We start from the raw sequence: 20,973 nt of genomic DNA, 5'->3' as shown, positions 1-20,973 counted from the left end.
GGCGGATGAACAGGGACATTGAGACCATGCCTCGCGTGTAACAGAGCCGCTCAGGCCGGTCCAGACAGGCCGCTCAGCACCTTGCGGGCGGCGATGGCGTCCTCGGCAATCTGGGCCTTCAGCGCCTCCAGCCCGTCGAACCGCTTTTCCGAGCGCAGATGATCGAAGAACTCGACCTCCAGCTTGCGACCGTAAAGGTCACCGGACCAGTCGAGCAAATGAATTTCGAGCAGTTCCGTGACGCCATCAACCGTCGGCCGTTTGCCGATATTGGCAACGGCAGCGATGGACGGGCTGTCACCATCGACACCCACCCGGACGGCATAGACGCCATAATCGGGGCGCACATAGTCGCCCAGCGTCAGATTGGCGGTCGGAAAGCCGATGGTGCGGCCACGCTGATCGCCGCGCTGAACGATGCCCTCAACGGCCCAGGGCGTACCCAACAGCGTCTCGGCGGCACGCATGTCGCCATCACGGATGGCCTTGCGGATACGCGTCGAGGAGACCTTGTCGGCGCCATTGCCGTGCAGTTCGGCAAAGGCCGTTGCGATGCCGTGATCCGCGCACAGGCGGGCGAGATCATCGGTGGCGCCCGCCCGACCGGCCCCGAAACGGAAATCCTCACCGGTCACAATACCGGCAATGCCCAGCCCGTCGGCGAGCACATCGCCGACGAATTCGGCCGGAGTCATCCTTGCCATATCCATGGAGAAAGGCAGGATGTGCAATTGTTCGACGCCCAGGCTTTCCAGGATGCGGTTACGCCGGGTTTCGCTCATCAGCCGGAAGGTCGGCGCGTCCGGCGCGAAGAAACGACGCGGATGCGGGTCGAACAGGGCGGCCCCGAGCGGCGCCTTCAATGAGCCGGCCAGACCACCCGCCAGCGCAATGACGTGACGATGCCCCATATGGACACCGTCAAAATTGCCCAGGGCAATGACAGCGCCACGACTATCACCCGGCAATTGATTATGACCTCGCAGGATTCTCATCCGCGATCAGTCTGTCGAGGCACGGCGTTGCTTGCGAACCATGACCTCGGCCTCCGCCTGCATGGTCAGTTTCTCGCCGACATAACAGGTACAGTCCATGACCGCCTTGCGGGATTTGAGATCGACCGATTTCACTTCAACACGGGTGCGCACCTCGTCGCCGATCCGGGTCGGATGGAAGAAGCGCATGTTGAGGCCAAGGAAGATGGCGCCCGGTCCGGGCAGCTGATTTCCGAGCACGCCTGAAATATAGGATGCGACCAGCGCGCCATGTGCAATCCGGCCGCGAAAAGGCGTCTTGCGGGCGAATTCCTCGTCCATATGCACCGGGTTATAGTCCCCGGACACCTTCGCGAACATATCCAAATCATCTTCAGTGACAGTTCTAACTGCCTCTGCGGAAAGACCAATTTCCATTTCTTCAAGGGCGATGCCGCGCACTTCCGACATGTGTGACTCCATCTTTGTATCCGCTTTAACCGATTTTTATCCGCGAATGTCTAGGGTCCTCGCTGAAGACAGCGGAACAAGCTGTCCTTGTGTAAACGCGCCGAGTGGATGGAGACTAAGCATGGCTGTCGATATGACGATGCCGATCCTGGTCGTGGATGACTACAAAACCATGATCCGCATTATTCGCAACCTGCTCAAGCAGATCGGGTTCGAAAATGTGGACGAGGCCGCCGATGGCCAGGAAGCCTACGCGAAAATGCAGGAAAACAAGTACGGTCTGGTGATCTCAGACTGGAACATGGAGCCCATGACGGGCTACGAGCTCCTGCAGAAAGTTCGTGCGGATGAAAGCATGAAGGCAACGCCCTTCATCATGGTAACCGCAGAATCCAAGACCGAAAACGTGGTCGCGGCGAAGCGGGCTGGTGTAAACAATTACATCGTGAAGCCCTTCAACGCCGGAACCCTCAAATCGAAGATGTCGGCTGTTCTCGGCGACTTCTAGTCGCTTGATGAACCGCCCCACCCTCGTTTGAGTCTGCAAAGGAAGGAGGGCCCCATGCCCGCCGCCAATGTTGCCGCGCAAGTCCGCACGTCTCTTGCTTCTTTGAAAGCGAGTGATCTGCAGGATGCCCAGATCATGGAAGTCCTGAAGCTGGCGCACCAGCTGACGGATACGATGAAGCTGTTCTTCAGCTCCCTCGACCAGTCGATCTGCCAGGAATTCAACTATATCGCGGACTATATCTCACGCACTCGCGACGAGATTGCTGCCCTGCGACCGAACGATATCAAGACGTCGCGTATCCCGTCAGCCGGTCAGGAACTTGAGGCCGTCGTCGGGGATACCGAACGGGCGACCGAGACCATCATGAGCGAGGCGGAAGCCGTGCTCTGTGACGATGAAGCCGACTATGACGCCTACCGCGCCAATGTCGAAGCCCGCATGATGACCATCATCGAGGCGTGCAGCTTCCAGGATCTCGCCGGCCAACGGGTGTCCAAAGTCGTGACATCGCTGCGCCACGTGGAAAACCGCGTGTCCCGCTTTGCCGAAGTCATGGGCGTTCGCGATGCCGACCAGGTTGTCGAGGAAACCGCCGAAGACAAGCGCAACCGTGAGCAATTGCTCAATGGTCCTGCCATCGGCGGTCCGGAAACCAGCCAGGACGACATCGACGCGATGTTCGCCGACGCGGCCCCGGCCTCGGATCTCGACCAGGGTTCGATCGACTCCCTGTTCGATTGACCGGCCACACAGCTACCAGGTGAGACGGTCCGCGACATAGCGGGACGACACACCATAATCCTTCAGCGCTGCGGCGGCTGTCTCGACATCGAGGCGGCCGCCGTTCAGCGTTTCGCCGAGAATTCCGTCGGCGATGAAGAGGCAATCGACCCCGGCCCGGCTGGCCCCTTCGACATCGGTCTCCGGACCGTCGCCAATCGCCAGCACGCGATCCAGGTCGACCTCGAAACCCTTTGCTTCCAGCGCCCGCTTCGCCAGTCGGTAGATCGGCCGGTGCGGCTTGCCCGCGACAATGCTGGTCCCGCCCATTTCGCGGTAATACCGGGCGATCGCACCGGCGCAGAAGACCAGGCGATTCCCCGATTGCACGACAATGTCCGGATTGGCGCAGACCAGGTCCAGCCCACGCTCCAGCGCCCGTCGCAACACCGCGTCGTAATCCTCCGGACGACCGTTGAAATAGTCGTCGGGGCCAGTGCAGGAAATGAAGTCTGCCTGCTCGATATCAGTGAATTCCAGATCGAGTCCGGCATACAGGCTGCCATCCCGCTCCGGTCCGATATTGAAGGCCTTGCCTGGCGTCCGCTTGACCAGCTGGCGATGGATCGCATCGCCGGAGGTCACGACCGCATCGGTCGCGGCATCCGGCAGGCCCATATCTGCGAGGAAATGCACCAGCGACGAACTGCGTCGCGGCGAGTTCGAGACCAGACAGACCCGACCGCCGCTGGCCCTGAAACGCATCAATGCATCAACGGCCGGCGGGAGAAGGTCGCTGCCATCACGGATAACACCCCAGACATCGCAATAGAGCGTGTCATAGCGGTCGCGGAGCGGGCCGAGTGTGGCGAGTTCAGGTAACATGCCGCGCTTGAAGCAGGCGCAAGGCAAGCGGTCAATGCGGCGCGTTGGTCAAGCCGTCATCTGGATGACATTGCTGTCGGCGTCGCGCCCCGTGCCCTTGCCGCTGTCACGGGCAGTCTCCAGCACGTCATCACGAACCGGGCGAGGTTCGCCGAACAGGTGGCCCTGACCATAGGCGACGTCCATTTCCAGCACTTCAACCACCGTCGCCTCATCCTCGATCTTGTCGACAATGAGTTCGATCCCGTGGCGACCGAACAGGCCCGCCATGTCTTCGGTGGCGATGGCACCGGCCTCATAGCCGGCAATCGACTCGTAATTATCGATCGCGTCGAGCAGGCGACGGCCGCCAATCTTGGCGAAGCGGACACCGGCCCGTTCCATCTCGGTCAGGTCAAGCTCGACATGGTGGATCTGGTCAATCGAGAAGCGGAAGCCGAAATCGGCCATGCGGGCCATGTTGCGGGCCGCAATGGCGTCACGCTCTTCAAAGGCCTGCTGCGAAATCTCGAAGATCAGTGACCCGGACAGATCCTTGTTCTGGCGGATAAAGTCGAGGAATTCCGGGAAGAAGGTCTCGTCGGCCAGGGAGTTGAGCGAGACATTGCAGAAAATCGCAACCTTGCGGTCCTGGCCGGTCAGGCGGCGCACGATCTGGACGCAACGGAACAAGAGGAGATTGTCGACCTCGGTCATCAGGCCGGCCTCTTCGGCGGCGGCCATGAAGGCGCCCGGTGCCAGGATGCGGCCGGTGGCGTCGCGCAGGCGGGTATAGCTCTCATAAAAGGCCGTGCGGCGCTGTGGCAGGGTGACGACCGGCTGCAGGTAAAGATCGACGCGGTTGGCAGCGAGTGCCTCGCGAACCGTGTCGATGTCGGTGCGCGAGGAGGATGCGGCAGCCGTCGGCATGTCGGCCCGCGCTTGCGCGTCGGCGGGGCCGACGCGACGGACCAGATCTTCCAGCACCTTCACTTCATGAACCAAGGCATTATCGCGCTCGACCGATTCCGCGCGCAATTCGTCGGCGATCTCGTCAATGCGCGACTGGGCCGCCTCGAATTCCTCGGCAAGCGCCAGATTGGCCGCCTTGAGTTCATGGATCTCGGATTCCAGCGCCCGACGCTCCTGGCCACGGGCGGCGGCCGAATGGGCCATGCCGGCCACGACGAAGACGATCGCCCCCATCATCCAGGCATTGAGCGTCGGCATCAGACCGAAGAACTCGAAGCCGATCGCGGCAACGGCCGCAATGGTGATGTAGGTCAGCAGGATCAAAATGTCGGATGCGCGGGGCATGTCGGGCCTTCGAATCAGCGAAACGTCAGGTGTGCTTGAAGGTTAAACTGTGTTGGCGCGGGTTGTCGTTTGGTTAACGAAGGTAAACCCTGATCGGGCATTCACCATCTAACATATTGATCTATAATGACATGCATAAATTAAAGCGGCCCGCCTTGGAGGCGGGCCGCTGGTCGTTTCCTGTGGAGAATCAGTTTGCCTACGAGGCGGCGTGCGGCCGGATCAGGATTTCAACGCGACGATTGCGCTGACGCCCGTCCGCCGTGTCATTCGAGGCGATCGGTGAACGCTCGCCCATGCCGGCGATGTAGAAACGGTCCCGCAACACGCCTTGGGCGATGAGATAATTGCCGACCGACAGGGCCCGACGCTCGGAGAGCTGCTGGTTGTAGTCCGCGGCGCCAACCGAGTCGGCATGACCAACAACATCGACATAAGTGGCCGGGTAACGGTTCAGCACCGTCGAGACATCACTGAGGATGCTATAGAACTGGCCCTGGATGTCAGCGGAGTTGGTCGCGAAGGTGACATCGCCCGGCATGATCAGGCGCAGATCATTGCCCTCGCGGCGGACACCAACGCCGGTGTCGGACAGGGCTTCGCGCATGGCCGTTTCCTGGCGGTCCATGTAATTGCCGATGGCCCCACCGGCGAGCGCGCCGATGCCGGCACCGATCAGGGCGTTGGTCCGGCCCTCTTCGCTGTCATTGGTGTTGGTGAGATAACCCAGCGCCGCACCGGCAGCTGCGCCCAGGAGAATGCCGCGCCCCGTATTGTTGGCCCGGGTCTCGCCGGTATAGGGGTCGGTCGTCGTGCAGGCTGCCATGGACAGCGCAGCGACGGTCAGAATGGTCGTGCGGAGAATGGTTGGGCGGAGTTTCATCGTGTATCCCTCTCGGTGACGCAACTAGATGCCTATCATATCGATTTATATGACAGCTATGGCAATGGCGGATTTATCTTTCCGGATATGAACGCAAGCTGACCGGCGATCCGTCGAACTCAAGCGGCACAAATTGCACCGGATCTCCCTTGACGGACGAGCGGCGACAACCTATCTCCGCCGCTGTTAGCAGTCGACTGGGGTGAGTGCCAACAACCCCCACCGACCGCGATGAACCTTCAGTCCTCTGTTTGGAGAAAACCCAAGATGACTTTTCGTCCTCTGCACGACCGCGTGCTGGTGAAGCGCGTTGAAGAAGAGTCCACGTCCAAAGGCGGGATCATCATCCCCGACACGGCCAAGGAAAAGCCCCAGGAAGGCGAAGTTGTCGCCATCGGTGGCGGCGCCATCAAGGATGACGGCACTGTGCGCCCGCTCGACGTCAAGGCCGGTGATCGCATCCTGTTCGGCAAATGGTCCGGCACCGAAGTCACCGTTGACGGTGTCGAGCTGCTGATCATGAAAGAGTCCGACATTCTCGGCGTGATGGCGTAAGCCGCACACCTGATCAGAACACCCCTCTCAAGCTAGAAGAACGGAAATATTCCAATGGCTGCCAAAGACGTACTTTTCGGCTCCGACGCGCGTGAACGCATGCTGCGCGGCGTCGATATCCTCGCCAATGCTGTCAAGGTCACACTCGGTCCCAAGGGCCGCAATGTGGTCATCGAAAAATCCTTCGGCGCACCGCGCACCACCAAGGACGGCGTCTCCGTCGCGAAGGAAATCGAACTGACGGACAAGTTCGAGAACATGGGCGCACAAATGCTGCGCGAAGTGGCCTCGAAGACCAATGATGTCGCCGGCGACGGCACCACGACCGCCACGGTCCTGGCCCAGTCCATCGTCCGTGAAGGCATGAAGTCGGTTGCTGCCGGCATGAACCCGATGGACCTCAAGCGCGGCATCGACAAGGCCGTCGCCATCGTCATGGAAGACATCAAAGCGAGCTCCACCCCGGTGAAGGACTCCGCTGAAGTCGCCCAGGTCGGCACCATCTCCGCCAATGGCGAGAAGGAAATCGGCGAGATGATCGCCAAGGCCATGGACAAGGTCGGCAAAGAGGGTGTCATCACCGTCGAGGAAGCCAAGTCCCTGGAAACCGAGCTGGACGTCGTCGAAGGCATGCAGTTCGACCGCGGCTACCTGTCGCCTTACTTCATCACCGACGCCGACAAGATGCAGGCCGAGCTGGAAGAGCCCTATATCCTGCTCTTCGAAAAGAAGCTGACCTCGCTGCAGCCGATGCTGCCGATCCTGGAAGCCGTGGTTCAGTCCTCGCGTCCGCTGCTGATCATTGCGGAAGACGTTGAAGGCGAAGCCCTGGCGACCCTCGTGGTCAACAAGCTGCGTGGCGGCCTGAAGATCGCCGCTGTCAAGGCGCCGGGCTTTGGTGATCGCCGCAAGGCGATGCTGGAAGATCTCGCCATCCTGACCGGTGGCCAGGTGATCTCTGAAGATCTCGGCATCAAGCTGGAAACCGTCACCCTCGACATGCTTGGCTCGGCCAAGCGCGTCACCATCACCAAGGACGACACCACGGTCGTCGACGGCGTTGGCGACAAGGCCCAGATCGAAGCCCGCGTCAGCCAGATCCGTCGCCAGTCCGAGGAAACCACCTCTGATTACGACCGTGAGAAGCTGCAGGAACGTCTGGCCAAGCTGGCCGGCGGCGTCGCGGTGATCAAGGTCGGCGGTGCCACCGAGATCGAAGTGAAAGAGAAGAAGGACCGCGTCGACGACGCCCTCAATGCCACCCGCGCTGCGGTTGAAGAAGGCATTGTCCCGGGCGGCGGCGTTGCCCTGCTGAAGGCCTCCGCCAAGCTGGCCGGCCTGAAGGGTGACAATCCGGACCAGACCCAGGGTATCGCCATCGTGGCCCGCGCCCTGCAGTCCCCGATCCGCCAAATCGCCACCAATTCAGGTGTCGAAGGCTCGATCGTGGTCGGCAAGGTCATGGAAAACGCTTCCGCGACCTTCGGCTTCAACGCCCAGACCGAAGAGTATGGCGACATGCTCGCCTTCGGTGTGATCGACCCGGCCAAGGTTGTCCGCACAGCCCTTCAGGACGCGGCCTCCGTCGCCTCCCTGCTGATCACCACGGAAGCTGCCGTGGCTGATACGCCGAAGGAAGAAGGCGCCGGTGGCGGCATGCCTGACATGGGCGGCATGGGCGGAATGGGTGGCATGGGCGGCATGATGTAATCATGCCGGTCACCTGACCGACTAAAAGAGAGGCCCGCTCCGATGGAGCGGGCCTTTTCTTTTGCCATGCCCCCATGAGTCCGCCCATCGATCAAAAGTGAGCCGTCCGGCAAGCCGGACGGCGGCGGCGGAATGGGTGGCATGGGCGGCATGATGTAACAAACATCATAAAGCCGCCCATCATCGAAAGGTGAGCAGACCGGCAAGCCGGTCTGCGGGGGCGGCATGATGTAATCATGCCGGTCACCTGACCGAACAAAGGAAAGGGCCGTCCCGATGGGGCGGCCCTTTTCTTTTGTTCTCTCGGCGCGCTTCCCTCTCCCTCGGGAGAGGGTCAAGGTGAGGGGCAAATCGCGGTGCCAACCACCCAATCCCCTCATCCGCCCCCTTTGGGGCACCTTCTCCCAAGGGAGAAGGAAGACGCGCGAAGGACTTATTCCATTTGCCTTGCGACATGGCCCCCTCTCCGCGTTATGGTCGCGCCAGCAATTTTCGAGGGGTTCGCCATGAAATACCTGATTTCCGCTTCCAGCCTGGCGCTGGCCGGCCTGCTGGCCGCCTGCCAGCCGGCCGGGACCGGCACCGAAACCGAGATCGCCGAGGCGCCCGCTGCGGCCGCTGAGGCCGTTGCCCGCTACGATGCGGCCACCTTCCACCAGACCACCAGCTTCGGCCTCGCCTCATCAGCCGGTTTTGCCTGGTCGGCAGATGACAGCCGGATCCTGATCTCCTCGGACGAGACCGGCGTGTTCAATGCCTATGCCGTCGATCCGCAAACGGGTGAGCGCGAGGCGCTGACGACATCCGACACCAATGCCACCTTCGCCCTGTCCTGGTTCCCGACCGATGACCGCGCCGTGGTGACCGCCGACAGCGGCGGCAATGAAATCTCCCACATCTTCGTGCGCGAGCTCGATGGCCGTCTCAATGACATCACCCCCGGCGAAGAAGTGCGAGCGCAATTCCTCGGCTGGTCGCCGGATGGCAATGACATGTGGCTGATGACCAATGAGCGCGACCAGAGCGCCATGGACATCTATGCCTATGACACGCTGAGCTATGAGAGCGGCTTCGTCTTCCAGAATGATGATGCGCTGGAGATCGGCGATGTCAGCCCGGACGGGCGTTGGGTCGCCCTGGTGCGCAACCGCACCTCGGCCGACAGCGACATCCTGCTGCTCGACCTGGCCTCCGGCGAGACCGAGCCCAGCGTGATCACGGCCCACGAAGGCAATATCGCGCATGGCGTCTACACTTTCACGCCAGACAGTTCGCAGCTTGTCTATGCCACGGACGAGCATGGCGAATTCAACCAGGCCTGGACCTATGACCTGTCCGACGGCACCACAGCGCCGTTGATCGAGGCCGAATGGGACGTCCAGTTCGTGATCTATTCCGACACGGGCCGATACCGCGTCTCCGGCATCAATGCCGATGCCCGCACCGAGGTGACCATTCTCGACACCATGAGTGGCGAGACCCTGACCCTGCCCGAACTGCCGGCCGGTGATATTGGCTCGGTCCGTTTCTCCCGCGACGAGGGCCGCATCGCCTTCCTGATCAATTCGGCGACCTCGCCGTCCAATCTCCATGTCGTGGACCTGGCCAGCCAGAACCATGCCCAACTGACCAATGCCCTCAATCCGGCCATCTCGGAAGACGAGATGGTGGACGCGCAGGTCGTCCGCTTTGAAAGCTTCGACGGGCTGGAAATCCCGGGCATTCTCTATCGCCCGCATGAGGCCAGCGCCGACAATCCGGTGCCGGCGCTGGTCTGGGTGCATGGCGGCCCGGGCGGGCAAAGCCGGATCGGCTATTCCGCTACCATCCAGCACCTCGTCAATCACGGCTATGCTGTCTATGCCGCCAATAACCGCGGCTCGTCAGGCTATGGGAAGACCTTCTTCCACATGGATGACCGCCGTCATGGCGAGGAAGACCTGCGCGACATTGTCGCCGCCGGTGACTGGCTGCGGTCACAGGACTGGGTCTCGGCAGACGAGGTCGGCGTGATCGGTGGGTCCTATGGCGGCTTCATGACCGCCGCCGCCCTCACCTTCCATCCCGAAGCCTTCGAGGTCGGCATCAATATTTTCGGTGTCACCAATTGGGAGCGCACCCTGGCCTCGATCCCGCCCTGGTGGGAGAGCTTCCGCGAAGCGCTCTATGACGAGATGGGCGATCCGGCGACCGACGGCGAGCGTCACCACGCCATCTCCCCGCTCTTCCACGCCGAGAATGTGATCCGTCCGATGCTGGTCATCCAGGGCGCCAATGACCCGCGCGTGCTGCAGGTTGAGAGCGACGAGCTGGTCGAGGCTGTCCGCGCCAATGGCGTGCCGGTGGAATATGTTCTCTTCCCGGATGAGGGCCACGGCTTCCGCCGCCGCGAGAACCGCATCACGGCGTCGGAGGCCTATGTGAGCTTCCTGGATGAGTATCTGCGTGAGCAGGACGACGCTCCGGCCGAGTAAGTCGACGGAAGTCAAAGCCGGGACAGATGCCTTGCGCATATGTCCCGGTGACCTAGCCGGTCAGCTGGCGCAACAGATCCTGCTGGACGCCCTGACCGGCCCCGCCGACTAAAGCCCGACTCGCGCCTTCAGCACAGCCAGTCGGGCCACCGACTGGTTGATGCGCTCTTCGGTCAGGCGGCCTTCCGAGATGGCCGCCACCACCCAGTCAACAATGCGTTGCGGGAGTTCGGCATCCGGGGCGGCGGAGTTGGACAGCATGATCATGTCATTGCCGGCCTCGATGGCGTTGATCACGGCCTCGCGCTGGTCGTAATTATCGCGGATGGCGCCCATGTCGAGATCATCGGTCATCACCACGCCATCAAAACCGAGCTGACCGCGCAGCAAGTCCTCAAGCACGGGTGCCGAGAAGGTCACCGGCACGCCGCTGGGGTCGAGCTGGCGATTGGTCAGGTGTCCGCCCATCATGAGGTGCGCCTTGCCGTCATTGATGAGTTCGCGGAAGGGGGCCAGCTCGGCCTCGCTCCAGCTCTCGGAGATGTCGACAAAACCGTCATGACTATCGCCGCGTGAGCGCCCATGTCCGGGGAAATGCTTGATCGCACAGGCCACGCCTGACGCTTCAAACGCATCGATGAAGGCCCCGGCATAGGCGGCGATGGTCTCGCCATCCGTGCCATAGGCCCGGCCATGACGACCGATCACGGCATTCTCCGCATCATGCACATCCGCGACAGGGGCGAGATTCATGTTGAAGCCGGCCGCCTTGAGCTCGCGGCCACCGATCGCATAGAGCTCGCGGGCACCACTCAGCCCGCGTTCCTCGACCACCTGCATGGCGCGGGGGATCCACGTATAGCCCATGTCACGCGACAGGCGCTGGACCAGCCCGCCTTCCTGGTCGATCGCCATCCAGGCGTCCGGCCGGGTCGCGCGGAAACGGGCGGCTGATCCTTCGGCGCCCTCGCGGGTGCGGGCATTGTGGCGCAGGAAGAGCACGCCGCCGATCCGCTTTTCGGACAGATGGGCGTCGATGATGTCGGCGCCTTCCGTTTGAGCATGCGAACCGATGAATCCCAGCAACAACATCTCGCCGACCCGCTCGGCCAGCGAGCGTTCTGCCACGGCGTCCAGCAGGCTTGCGCGGGCCGCCGGCCCAGCCGCCGCCATCAGCGTGGCCGCGAGCCCCGATTGCAGTACGCGTCGTCGATCCATTGTCCTGTCCGTCACCAACTTGCCCTGTGGTGACCATGCGGACCGGTCCGCCCGCTGGCAAGCCTGCTCGCCCCTCAGGCGCAGTCACGCGCTATAGCTTGTCGATAAAGTCCAGGCGGAGCAGGTTGGGTTCGTGACAAATTATTTAGCCGCGCACAGGGGCGCCGTAAGACTGGACTGTGCAGGTTGAGCGGACATCGAAGAGGGATATGAGCGATGAGAAAATTCTTGCTGGCAGGTGCTGCGCTTGCCGTGACCGGGGCCGCCGCCTTTGCTTTGGACGATGACGACGCCCGCCAGATGCGTGTGCATGTCAGCACCGACCACCACGCCACCTTTGTCGGCGATGATGGCCAGATCGTCGAGATCCGCGGCGCCAATGGCGACCGGACCATCCATATCGACCGTGACGGCGAGCGCTCGGTGATCCGCATCGACGGTCAGGAAATCGCGATCGACGACAACATCGTGCACGTCGATGGCAACCGCGTCGAAATCGGCCCGCGCAGCGTCATCATCATCGATGGTGACGACGTCCGCGTCGTGGAAGGTGAGCACGTCCGGATGGGCCGCGAGCTCGACATCCACATGGCCGAGCGCGCCGAACACCTTGCCGACATGGAACACAATCTCGCCCGCATCGCGATCGATCTCGATGGCTTTGACGGCGAAAGCCTGGAGGCCACGGTGATGCACTCGCTCGAGATGGCCCTGGCCGGGCTCGACGAGGATCGCGTCGTCAATTCGCGCGACTGGGAAGAGCTCAACGACGAGGAAAAGGCCGAAGTTCGCGCCGAACTCCGGGAAGCGCGCCACGAAATGCGCGAAGCCATGGAAGAGGCGCGCCGTGAGTTGCGCGAGGCCGGCATCGAGATGGAGGCCGAACGCCGTCATGCGCGGATCGAGGTCGAACGCGCCGTCCGTGACATGGCCCGCGCCGAACGCGACATCGCCCGCGCCCGTGTGGAGGTCCTGCGCGCCGACGACGAGATGCGCCGGGCCCGGGTCGAAGTCCTGCGGGCGGATGACTCCCGACGCGCCGACATCGAACGTCTGCATCAAGTGATGGGCCGCGATGATGTCAACGACATCCGGATCGAAGAGACCGATGGCCGCCAGCGTGTCTGGATCGACGGCGAAGAACAGACCGGCGATGATCTGGTCGATTGGCTCAATCGCCTGGAAGTCGATCGCCTGGCCGGCGCCGACCGTGAGGGTCGCCGTGAAAGCCGCGACGCCCGCCGCCAAATGCGGATCGAACGCGTCCAGCGGGCCGATAATCGCCGCGTTATCGAGCTGGATGGCGGCGATCGCGTCGTCATCATGGAAATCGAGACCGGCGAGGATGACGAGGAGTAACCGCGCGCCAATGCCCGTCATGAAACGGGGCGGACCAGCACGGGCGGGTCCGCCCTTTTTCTGGCCGGATACGGACAAAAAAAGGGGCTGGCAAAGGCCAGCCCCGAGATAACGGTTGGTCGATAAAGGGCGTCTCCTCCCCGAAACGCCAAAGGACAGAGCGGTCAGGCCCAGTCCGATATCGACGTTGACGTAGCGCATGCACTACGTCAACCCCAATATTCCCGGCACATGGGGATAAGCCTCACCGCTCATTCGACTTTTTGCCACTATTTGTTGCGTTGCACGACCGCTGCGACCGCACTGATCCAGGTCTCGCGGGATACAGTCTCCTGCGCCGGCTGTTCCTCGCGCCATTGCTTGTTGTCGCTGATATCTGCCGCCAGGCGGGCGCCGAGCTTGAGGTCCTTGATCGTGACCAGGCCCTGCTCCCTTTCGTCGGAACCGATGATGACCGCCGCCACCGCACCGCGGCGATCGGCATATTTCATCTGCTTGCCCATATTCCCCGAGCCCACAAAGGCCTCGGCCCGGAAACCGGCGGCCCGCAGCTCGCGCGCCATGGCGAGATAGTCGGCCGAACGATCCTTCTCGCTGGCAACGACAAGGACCAGGGGTTTCTCCTCGACCGCACCGGTCAGGCCCAGCGCCGACAGGGCCGCGGCAAAGCGGCTGACGCCGAAGGAAAAACCGGTCGCCGGCACCGCTTGGCCCGTGAAACGTGACACCAGGTCATCATAACGACCACCGCCGCCGACCGAGCCGAACTGGATCGGCGCCCCGTCGTCATAAGTGGCCTGGGCCAGCAATTCGGCCTCGAAAACCGGACCGGTGTAATAGCCCAGCCCGCGCACGACGGACGGGTCGAACAGGGCCCGGTCGACATCAACGCCGATGGCGGTGAGGACAGCATCGATCTCGGCCAGGGCAGCAAGGCCGGCCTTGCCGGTTTGCGACGTGCCGATCAGGGGTTCGAGGCGGGCGATGACATCGCTGCGGCTGCCACCGCCGGCATCGAGGAAACCCAGCACGGTGTCGATCCCGGCGACATCCAGCCTGGCGCCTTCGGTGAAGTCACCGGATTCGTCCTTGCGGCCCTCGCCAAGCAGCAGGGCGACACCCTCGCGACCCAGCCGGTCGAGCTTGTCGGCCGCGCGCAGCACGCGCATGCGCCGCTCCGGATCTGACGCGCCAATGGTTTCCAGCACGCCATCAAGAATGCGCCGGTCATTGACGCGGACCACGTAGTCACCATCGGCCAGGCCAACTGCCCGCATGACATCAGCGGCCAAAGCGATCATCTCGGCGTCGGCCGAAGCGCTCGAGGCCCCCACCGTGTCGGCATCACACTGGACGAATTGGCGGAAGCGCCCCGGCCCGGGCTTTTCGTTGCGCCAGACATCGCCCGCCTGATAGCGGCGGTAGGGCTTGTTCAGGTCCTGATAATTCTCGGCCACGAAACGGGCCAGCGGCGCGGTGTGATCATAGCGCAGCGACAACCATTGCCCGTCATCATCCTCGAGTGCGAACACGCCTTCGTTGGGGCGTTCCTCGTCGGGCAGGAATTTGCCGAGCGCGTCGGCATATTCAAAGGCCGAGGTCTGCAGCGGCTCGAAGCCCCAATCATCATAGATGCGGCTGGCGGTTTCGACGAGATGGCGCTCGACCCGGAGGACAGACCCGCTGCGGTCTTCAAAGCCGCGCGGACGGCGGGCCTTGGGTCGGAAGGGTTTCTTGGCGCTCATCACGATCTCCGGTTTGCCGGTCGCCCTGCCCTGCATGGCAACCTTTATCAGGCGGTGTTTTCCACGAGCCGGCACGCGCTGTGAACCCACGTGCGCAGACTGACAGGGGAGATGCCGGTCGATTCACCGGAAATCAAGGCGTTACTGCTAGGACAATCTGAGACATCACGGGAGACAGAGATGAAAACCGCGCTCCATGCCGCCCTCGCCGCGCTCATTCTGACCGGCAGCGCTGCTCCGGCCGGGCCGGGCAGCGATTTTGCCGCCTTCGCCGCCGCGATCGGCGCGACGGCGCGTGAGCGCGCCCGTGAAGCCGCCAACCGCCCGGCAGCGCCGGCCAGGCCGCTGGACATCGAGGATCCGCTTTCCTTCGAGCTGGAGCAGTTTTCCGTCGAAGCCCTGTTGTTGAGCCGCCGCATCGACGAAGCCGGTGGCCCGATCGATCTGCGCTGCATCTTCCGCGGCATGTCAGCCGATGCAACGGCCCGGCTCGACGCGCTCAATGCCGCCGAGACCGCCGCCCAGCAAGCGCATATCTATACCGACCTGGCAGCATTGATGTCAGATGCCAGCGAGATCGCGCCCGCAATCGACGACGAAGCCTCGCTCGATGGCGTCGCACTGCCGGCCAGCTGCCCGGCTCTGTCCGGCGGCTGAGACTGCCCCTAACTGTTGGCAGCCCATTCCAGCGCATCGACGAGTCCGCCGGTTGTCAGAACCGTCGGTAGCACACGCGGTTCACCGCCGGATGCCGGATAGAGCAGGTAGAGCGGAATCCCTGCCTGGCCATGGTCGGCGATCAGGTTGGCAATGGTCTCGTTGCGATTGGTCCAGTCGGCCCGCAGGCTGACCACGCCCAGTGTTTCGAACGCATCTTCCACCGCCGCGCTGTCGAGCACGGTCAGCTTGTTGATCTGGCAGGTCACGCACCAGGCCGCCGTGACATCGACGAAGACCGGCTGTCCCATGGCCTGCAACTCGGCAACGCGCTCATGCGACCACGCCTCTTGCCGCGCCGACAGGGTTTGTGTGCTGGTCGAGGCTGGCAGGCGGGCGATGGCGACAAGACTGGTCACGCCCAGCAGCAGCGCGAAAACGGCCGTGACGGACCAGATGCGATGACCCAGCCCGTGCGCCCAGACCGCGAAGGCGAGCGCCAGCATCGCCGCGCCCAGCAAGAGCAGGCCGGTCGGGCCGGACTGGATCGCCAATACCCAACCAAGCCAGACGACCGAGGCGAACATCGGGAAGGCGAGGAATTGCCGGAAGGTCACCATCCACGCGCCCGGCTTGGGCAGGAAACGCAACAGGCCGGGTGATTGCGAGAAGACCACGAACGGCGCTGCCAGGCCGAGTCCCATCGCCGCAGCAACCAGCAACACCACAGGCGCAGGCTGGGTCAGTGCCAGTCCCAGCGCACCCGCTGCGAGCGGGCCGACACAGGGCGCCGCGACCACAACGGCCAGAACGCCGGTGAAGAAGGCGCCCTTCCAGCCAGGCCGGTCAGCCAAGCCGGCGCCGAGCCCCATCAGCCGCGTTCCGACCTCAAATGCGCCCAGCAGATTGAGGCCAATGGCAAACAGCAACAGTGCCAGCACCGCGACCACGATCGGCATTTGCAGCTGGAAGCCCCAGCCGACCGGCAGGCCGACCTCGCGCAGGACCACCAGCACCGCAGCCAGCCCGACAAAACTCAGCAACACGCCGGCCAGGAAAAAACCGCCCTGGCGCCGCACCGCGCCGGTATCGGCATGGGCGGCTTGCACGAATTTGAGCACCTTGATCGAGAGGACCGGGAAGACGCACGGCATCAGGTTGAGGATGAGACCGCCACCAAAGGCCAGCAGGACCAGTCCGAACAGGCCGACAGGCGCGCTCCCGGTCGCCTCCGTCCCAGCGCGGCGCGGCGCCAGGCCATAACCGCCCGGTCCCGGCTCCGCCGAGATCACGACGGCATGCTCGCCATCGGCATCACGCCAGGTCACGACGCCATCCTGAGCCTCGCGGATCGCCGACTGAACCGCATAGCCCGGCTCCATCGCCACCAGCGTGCTACCGTCACCGGCCGACAGGACTTGCTCGCCGGCATTGCGGATGACGCCGGTCTCGTAGGGGAAGAAGCGCAGCGCACGAATGGCGGCCGCATCGGTGAACGCCGGCCCGTCCAGTTCGAGAATGACCTGACCGCCTTCAACCGCCAGGCGGGCGGAGATGGCGGGGTCGGCTTGCGGCTCGCTGTCGAGCGCGCCCTGGATATACCAATACCCTGCCTCGTCGCGCTCGCTTGTCGCGCCAACCGGCAGGGTCAATGACAGCGTTCGCTCTTCTGGCACACAGATATCATCGCAGACCAGCCAGGTCGCATCGGCGCGCAATTCGATGGCAGTGCCGGCATAGGACGGGTCGACCGTGACCGGCATCGGCAGGACGAGCTCGCCCTTGTAGCCATAGTCCATGATCACATCGGTCAGCGGCAATTCGATCGGGGTCGGCCAGACGATCTCGCCGATCTCGACACCGGCCGGCAGGGTCCAGTCGATCTCGACCGGCAGCCCGTTGTCGCCCGGATTGCGCCAATAAGTGTGCCAACCCTCCGGCATGATCTGGTGCAGGCCGATATGAAACGCCTCGCCCGGTGCGACGACCGCCCTGTCAGAGACCAGTTGTGCCTCGATGATTTCCTGACCACTTGACCAACCGGATTGGGCGCGTCCCGGCGCGGACATGACAAGACCGGGCAGGCCGGCCAGCAGGATCAGGGATATCAGTCCTCTCAGGACACGCATTCAACTACCTCTCGGAGCCACGGGTTCGGCGCATGTGCGGAGGATATAGTCGCTTTTTCGCGCGGGTCGAACCGACTTCGCGCAACCGTGATCACAAATGCAAACGGCCGCACCCAAGGGCACGGCCGTTCACGGATCGGATCAGTCAGGCAATCAGGCCTGAGCCGGTGCCTGGGTGTTGGCGACGTTCGATGTGCGGCGCAGGATACGTTCCCAGCGCTGCAGCGAGATCATGTGCGAAATGATCGCAACGAGATCGCCATTGCTGTTCATTTCTTTCAGCTTTTCAGCCGGCAGGGCGTTGAACTTTTCGGCCGACACGCCGAAATACTCGGCCACGGTGACCGGGTTTTCCGGGTCCTGCGGGTTGGAAACCTTGACGTCTTTTTTCTCGAGCAGGTCAAGCGCGATCAAACGCTCGACGAAGGCTTCCGTGGTTCGCGCATCATTCTCGAAGGCGGACACGAAGTCGATGGCCTGACGGGTGTAATCGGTCGGCTCGCCGTCGGCGTCGAAGAAGGGACGCTCCGGATTTTCGGTGACGACAAACTCGGCATCCAGATCAACACAGACCGTCGACGGCTGGTCGTTCGGGTTGGCGGCGCTCACGAAGGGATAGCGACGGACATAGGCCGGAATGTAGTGCTCGCTGTCGAACTGGCCTTCCTCGGTCACGAAGACGTTGGAACCCTGACGCAGCCCCATCACCAGGATCGGCATCTTCTTCTCACCGAGGAAGATGATCGGAAAGCTGCCGCAAGCGAAAGAGAATTCCGCGCTGATGGCCGGCACGAAATGCCAATCCTTCAGGAAGTTGAACGGCTGCGACACCGTGTTCACACCGTATTTGGCATGCTTTTGACGATTGAGCGGCTCCACATTCTTGTAGAGCGGAACAGTCCCGGTAAGGCGCGGCTCGGTTGCGGCAGCGTCGACCATGATAGAAACCCCTTTAAGTTCTTTGCGCACTGGATAGCGGATATGCCCTGCCCCGGCAACGGACCGGCGCAGGGCTGTGCCAGTGTGTCCACGCAAGAAAAATGCCGCGTTTGCCGGGACGCTGAAAGGGACTTGATTTCAAACCTGAATTGCCCTCCGCCGGAACGGCGCGCGGAGCGGTTTCAGCGCCGCTCCGCGCCGGGCAGTCCTAGAAGTCGAGCACCAGGGCGGCGCGGAAGTTGCGGCCCGGCAGCGGCACCTGATCCTTCAGAAAAGACGTGTGCAGGCGCGCTTCGGCGTCAGTCAGGTTGCGCGCTTCCAGGATCACCCGCATGTCGCGGCTTTCGACCGGCTCGAAGGACCAGCGGGCGTTGAAAAGCACGTAAGACTGGCTCTTGAGTTCGAACGGCGCCGTATTGTCCTGGACGTCGGCCCATTCCGCTTCCAGGTGCAGGTCATGCCCCGCCCGCGACGCGGAAACGCCGGCGGTGACGGAGAGCGGCGGCAGGCGCGGCAGATCGCCACCGGCATCAAGGCTCGCCTCGACATACTCACCGGTCAGCTCGCCATCAAAATCCCATCCGCCCCAGGCACCGAGCGGCCCTTCCAGGCGCCCCTCGAAGCCGGACAGGACGACATCATCCTGGCTGTAGGCATAGACCGGAAAGCCGTGATCTTCCGCGCCGGTGGCATAGGCGGCGATGAAGCCGTCATAATCGGCCCGGAAAACCGACGCTTCCAGCGCCCAATCGGCGAAGCGGGTCCGCGCCGTCAGCTCGGCAGACACCGCGCGTTCGACGCCCAGGTCCGGATCACCCAGCTCGAATGTGCTGCTGGCGACATGCGGCCCGTCGGCAAACAGCTCGACATCAGTCGGTGCGCGTTCGCTGGATGACAGGGTGAAGGCGAGGAAGGTATCGCGCGCCGGCCGCACAAAGACCGAGCCCGAGATGCTGGCCGTGTCGAAACTCCGGCTGTCCGTAGCGGTATCAAGGTCGCGGCTTTCAAAACGGAGCCCGCCTTCCAGGCCCCAGCTTTCAGCGTCCCAGCGCTCCACAAAGAAGACACCCCAATCGGCCGTTTCCGACGGCGGGACATAGGCTTCTTCACCGATGGCAGCAAAGTCGCGATTGAAGGCCTGGATGCCGGCGGCGCCTTCCCAGCTGCCACCCCACAGGGCGATCGGCGTGTGCCGGGCCTCGACCCGGCCTTCCCAGCCATCATTGGTGAACAGGGTGCCGATCTCGTCGCCTTCCAGTTCGACATGCTCGTAGCTGCCGGTCCCGAAGGAAAATTTCACGCGTTCGATATGCGCGCCCAAATTCCGCCACTCACCACGCAGGTCGAAACGGGTCTGTTCCAGATCGATGCGGACGCTCTCATCATGCCCGTGTTCTTCGTCGTGATCTTCGTGGTCATCATCATGGTCGTCGTCGTGATCTTCATCGTGATCTTCGTCGTGCTCTTCTTCACCGTGCGCATGGCCACCCGGGATTCCATAGAGCGCGTTCGACTGTTTGATCGCGACCCCGACGAAACCGTTTGACCCGACCCAGGAGATGCCCGCCGAGGCCGAGCGGAAATCGAGGCCCGAATTCTCGACCGAGCCATACGGATGCTCGTCCTCATGCTCGTCCTCATGCTCGTCCTCATGGTCTTCGTCGTGATCATCGTCGTCGTGATGCTCTTCCTCGGCCTCTTCGAACAGGCGGAAGGCCTCCGACTCGGCATAGCCGGGAATGTCATAGGGCTGGGCCGTGCGCATCAGACCTTCCAGGCTGACGACAAATTGCCCGGCGTTGAAGCGGACACGGCCGGCGGCGGTCTCGCCGTCGTCGACCGAGGTAATCGAGCCGTAGAAGCGGCCTTCCAGCCCGTCCTCGACCCGGGCTTCAGGAATGCGTCCGTCAATGACATTGACCACGCCGCCAATGGCCCCGCCGCCATAGGCGATCGCCGCCGGGCCGCGCAGGATTTCGACGCTCTCGGCCTCGAGTGCTTCCGAGGCAACGGCGTGGTCAGGGGAATTCGTGGAGGCGTCGATCAGGCCGACACCATTGACCAGGACGCGGACCCGGTCGGCGCCGAGGCCGCGGATCACCGGACGGCTGGCGGCCGGACCAAAATAGGTCGTGGACACGCCGGGCTCGTGGGCAATCGTGTCGGCCAGCGAGCCGGACAGATTGTCCTCGAGGTGGCGCCGGTCGACGATTTCGACCGCACCGGCGACCTCATCCGCACCGACTCCCAGTGCCGAGGAGGTGACGAGGATCACGTCCTCGTCCCGGTCCGTTTCCTGGGCGGAAACGGTGCCGCCCAAGCCGGCTCCGGCGAGCAGGGCAATACAGGCGGTGGAGGTGGTCAGACGCGCGAACATGGCTTCCCCGATATGTAATAACAATACAGACTTTGAAGCGTGATATTATAACATTCAGATTATCGCAATG

Annotated in this window: 17 protein-coding genes; 7 read left to right on the top strand and 10 right to left on the bottom strand. The window is 63.0% G+C overall.

The annotated features are described in order from the left end of the window. Nucleotides 1-50: 50 nt before the first annotated feature. Entirely contained in the window at nt 51-995 is a 945-nt protein-coding gene (locus tag AWH62_RS02575) for a bifunctional riboflavin kinase/FAD synthetase (RefSeq protein WP_075188873.1), read from the bottom strand. A gap of 6 nt (nt 996-1,001) precedes the next feature. Beyond that, on the bottom strand, nt 1,002-1,457 hold the full coding sequence (locus AWH62_RS02570) for a MaoC family dehydratase (RefSeq protein WP_233128237.1): 456 nt from the start codon (nt 1,455-1,457) through the stop codon (nt 1,002-1,004). 109 nt (nt 1,458-1,566) lie between these two features. On the opposite strand from AWH62_RS02570, the gene AWH62_RS02565 reads away from it, so the two are divergent. Together AWH62_RS02565 and AWH62_RS02560 are read left to right on the top strand one after the other, a co-directional pair. After that, nucleotides 1,567-1,953, top strand: coding sequence for a response regulator (locus AWH62_RS02565; protein ID WP_075188872.1), 387 nt, complete (start codon nt 1,567-1,569; stop codon nt 1,951-1,953). Nucleotides 1,954-2,007: 54 nt separating this feature from the next. Next, the gene (locus AWH62_RS02560; protein ID WP_075188871.1) at nt 2,008-2,697 is read left to right on the top strand and encodes a protein phosphatase CheZ; all 690 of its coding nucleotides are present in this window, start codon (nt 2,008-2,010) and stop codon (nt 2,695-2,697) included. A 12-nt stretch (nt 2,698-2,709) separates the two neighbouring features. Here the strand turns inward: AWH62_RS02560 and AWH62_RS02555 are convergent, their stop codons facing one another. From AWH62_RS02555 to AWH62_RS02545, 3 genes are all read right to left on the bottom strand, one after another. Next, nucleotides 2,710-3,561: a TIGR01459 family HAD-type hydrolase gene (locus AWH62_RS02555; RefSeq protein WP_075188870.1), complete on the bottom strand. Its 852-nt coding sequence runs from the start codon at nt 3,559-3,561 to the stop codon at nt 2,710-2,712. Between the two features lie 48 nt (nt 3,562-3,609). Then, complete coding sequence (locus tag AWH62_RS02550) at nt 3,610-4,857, bottom strand: EAL domain-containing protein (RefSeq protein WP_075188869.1); 1,248 nt, start codon at nt 4,855-4,857, stop codon at nt 3,610-3,612. Nucleotides 4,858-5,056: 199 nt separating this feature from the next. Beyond that, a complete protein-coding gene (locus AWH62_RS02545) occupies nt 5,057-5,740 on the bottom strand; it encodes an OmpA family protein (RefSeq protein WP_075188868.1) in 684 nt (227 codons plus the stop codon). Nucleotides 5,741-6,007: 267 nt separating this feature from the next. On the opposite strand from AWH62_RS02545, the gene AWH62_RS02540 reads away from it, so the two are divergent. From AWH62_RS02540 to AWH62_RS02530, 3 genes are all read left to right on the top strand, one after another. Continuing rightward, nucleotides 6,008-6,295 carry a co-chaperone GroES gene (locus tag AWH62_RS02540; RefSeq protein WP_075188867.1) on the top strand — a complete coding sequence of 96 codons (288 nt, stop codon included), beginning with the start codon at nt 6,008-6,010 and terminating at the stop codon, nt 6,293-6,295. A 54-nt stretch (nt 6,296-6,349) separates the two neighbouring features. Continuing rightward, nucleotides 6,350-8,005: a chaperonin GroEL gene (gene groL / locus AWH62_RS02535; RefSeq protein ID WP_075188866.1), complete on the top strand. Its 1,656-nt coding sequence runs from the start codon at nt 6,350-6,352 to the stop codon at nt 8,003-8,005. Between the two features lie 506 nt (nt 8,006-8,511). Next, nucleotides 8,512-10,479 carry a S9 family peptidase gene (locus tag AWH62_RS02530; protein WP_075188978.1) on the top strand — a complete coding sequence of 656 codons (1,968 nt, stop codon included), beginning with the start codon at nt 8,512-8,514 and terminating at the stop codon, nt 10,477-10,479. A gap of 108 nt (nt 10,480-10,587) precedes the next feature. On the opposite strand, the gene AWH62_RS02525 is transcribed toward AWH62_RS02530, so the two are convergent. Further along, nucleotides 10,588-11,697: a glycoside hydrolase family 3 protein gene (locus AWH62_RS02525; RefSeq protein WP_075188865.1), complete on the bottom strand. Its 1,110-nt coding sequence runs from the start codon at nt 11,695-11,697 to the stop codon at nt 10,588-10,590. A 216-nt stretch (nt 11,698-11,913) separates the two neighbouring features. Between AWH62_RS02525 and AWH62_RS02520 the strand changes: the two genes are divergently transcribed. Next, the gene (locus AWH62_RS02520; RefSeq protein ID WP_075188864.1) at nt 11,914-13,056 is read left to right on the top strand and encodes a hypothetical protein; all 1,143 of its coding nucleotides are present in this window, start codon (nt 11,914-11,916) and stop codon (nt 13,054-13,056) included. A gap of 269 nt (nt 13,057-13,325) precedes the next feature. On the opposite strand, the gene hisS is transcribed toward AWH62_RS02520, so the two are convergent. After that, nucleotides 13,326-14,801, bottom strand: coding sequence for a histidine--tRNA ligase (gene hisS, locus AWH62_RS02515; protein ID WP_083634952.1), 1,476 nt, complete (start codon nt 14,799-14,801; stop codon nt 13,326-13,328). A gap of 180 nt (nt 14,802-14,981) precedes the next feature. Here hisS and AWH62_RS02510 point away from each other — a divergent pair, with 180 nt between their 5' ends. Beyond that, nucleotides 14,982-15,458 carry a hypothetical protein gene (locus tag AWH62_RS02510; RefSeq protein ID WP_075188862.1) on the top strand — a complete coding sequence of 159 codons (477 nt, stop codon included), beginning with the start codon at nt 14,982-14,984 and terminating at the stop codon, nt 15,456-15,458. Nucleotides 15,459-15,466: 8 nt separating this feature from the next. Here AWH62_RS02510 and AWH62_RS02505 read toward each other — a convergent pair whose 3' ends face one another. From AWH62_RS02505 to AWH62_RS02495, 3 genes are all read right to left on the bottom strand, one after another. Beyond that, complete coding sequence (locus AWH62_RS02505; protein WP_075188861.1) at nt 15,467-17,587, bottom strand: protein-disulfide reductase DsbD; 2,121 nt, start codon at nt 17,585-17,587, stop codon at nt 15,467-15,469. A 153-nt stretch (nt 17,588-17,740) separates the two neighbouring features. Further along, on the bottom strand, nt 17,741-18,526 hold the full coding sequence (locus AWH62_RS02500) for a SapC family protein (RefSeq protein ID WP_075188860.1): 786 nt from the start codon (nt 18,524-18,526) through the stop codon (nt 17,741-17,743). 208 nt (nt 18,527-18,734) lie between these two features. Next, a complete protein-coding gene (locus AWH62_RS02495) occupies nt 18,735-20,903 on the bottom strand; it encodes a TonB-dependent receptor (protein WP_075188859.1) in 2,169 nt (722 codons plus the stop codon). Nucleotides 20,904-20,973 lie beyond the last annotated feature (70 nt).

Origin of the sequence: Maricaulis sp. W15, from assembly GCF_001924955.1 — a bacterium.
In the GTDB taxonomy this organism is placed as follows: Bacteria; Pseudomonadota; Alphaproteobacteria; order Caulobacterales; family Maricaulaceae; genus Maricaulis; species Maricaulis maris.
The sequence above is the reverse complement of the archived record's forward strand: the minus strand, read 5'-3'. Positions and strand labels throughout refer to the sequence as shown.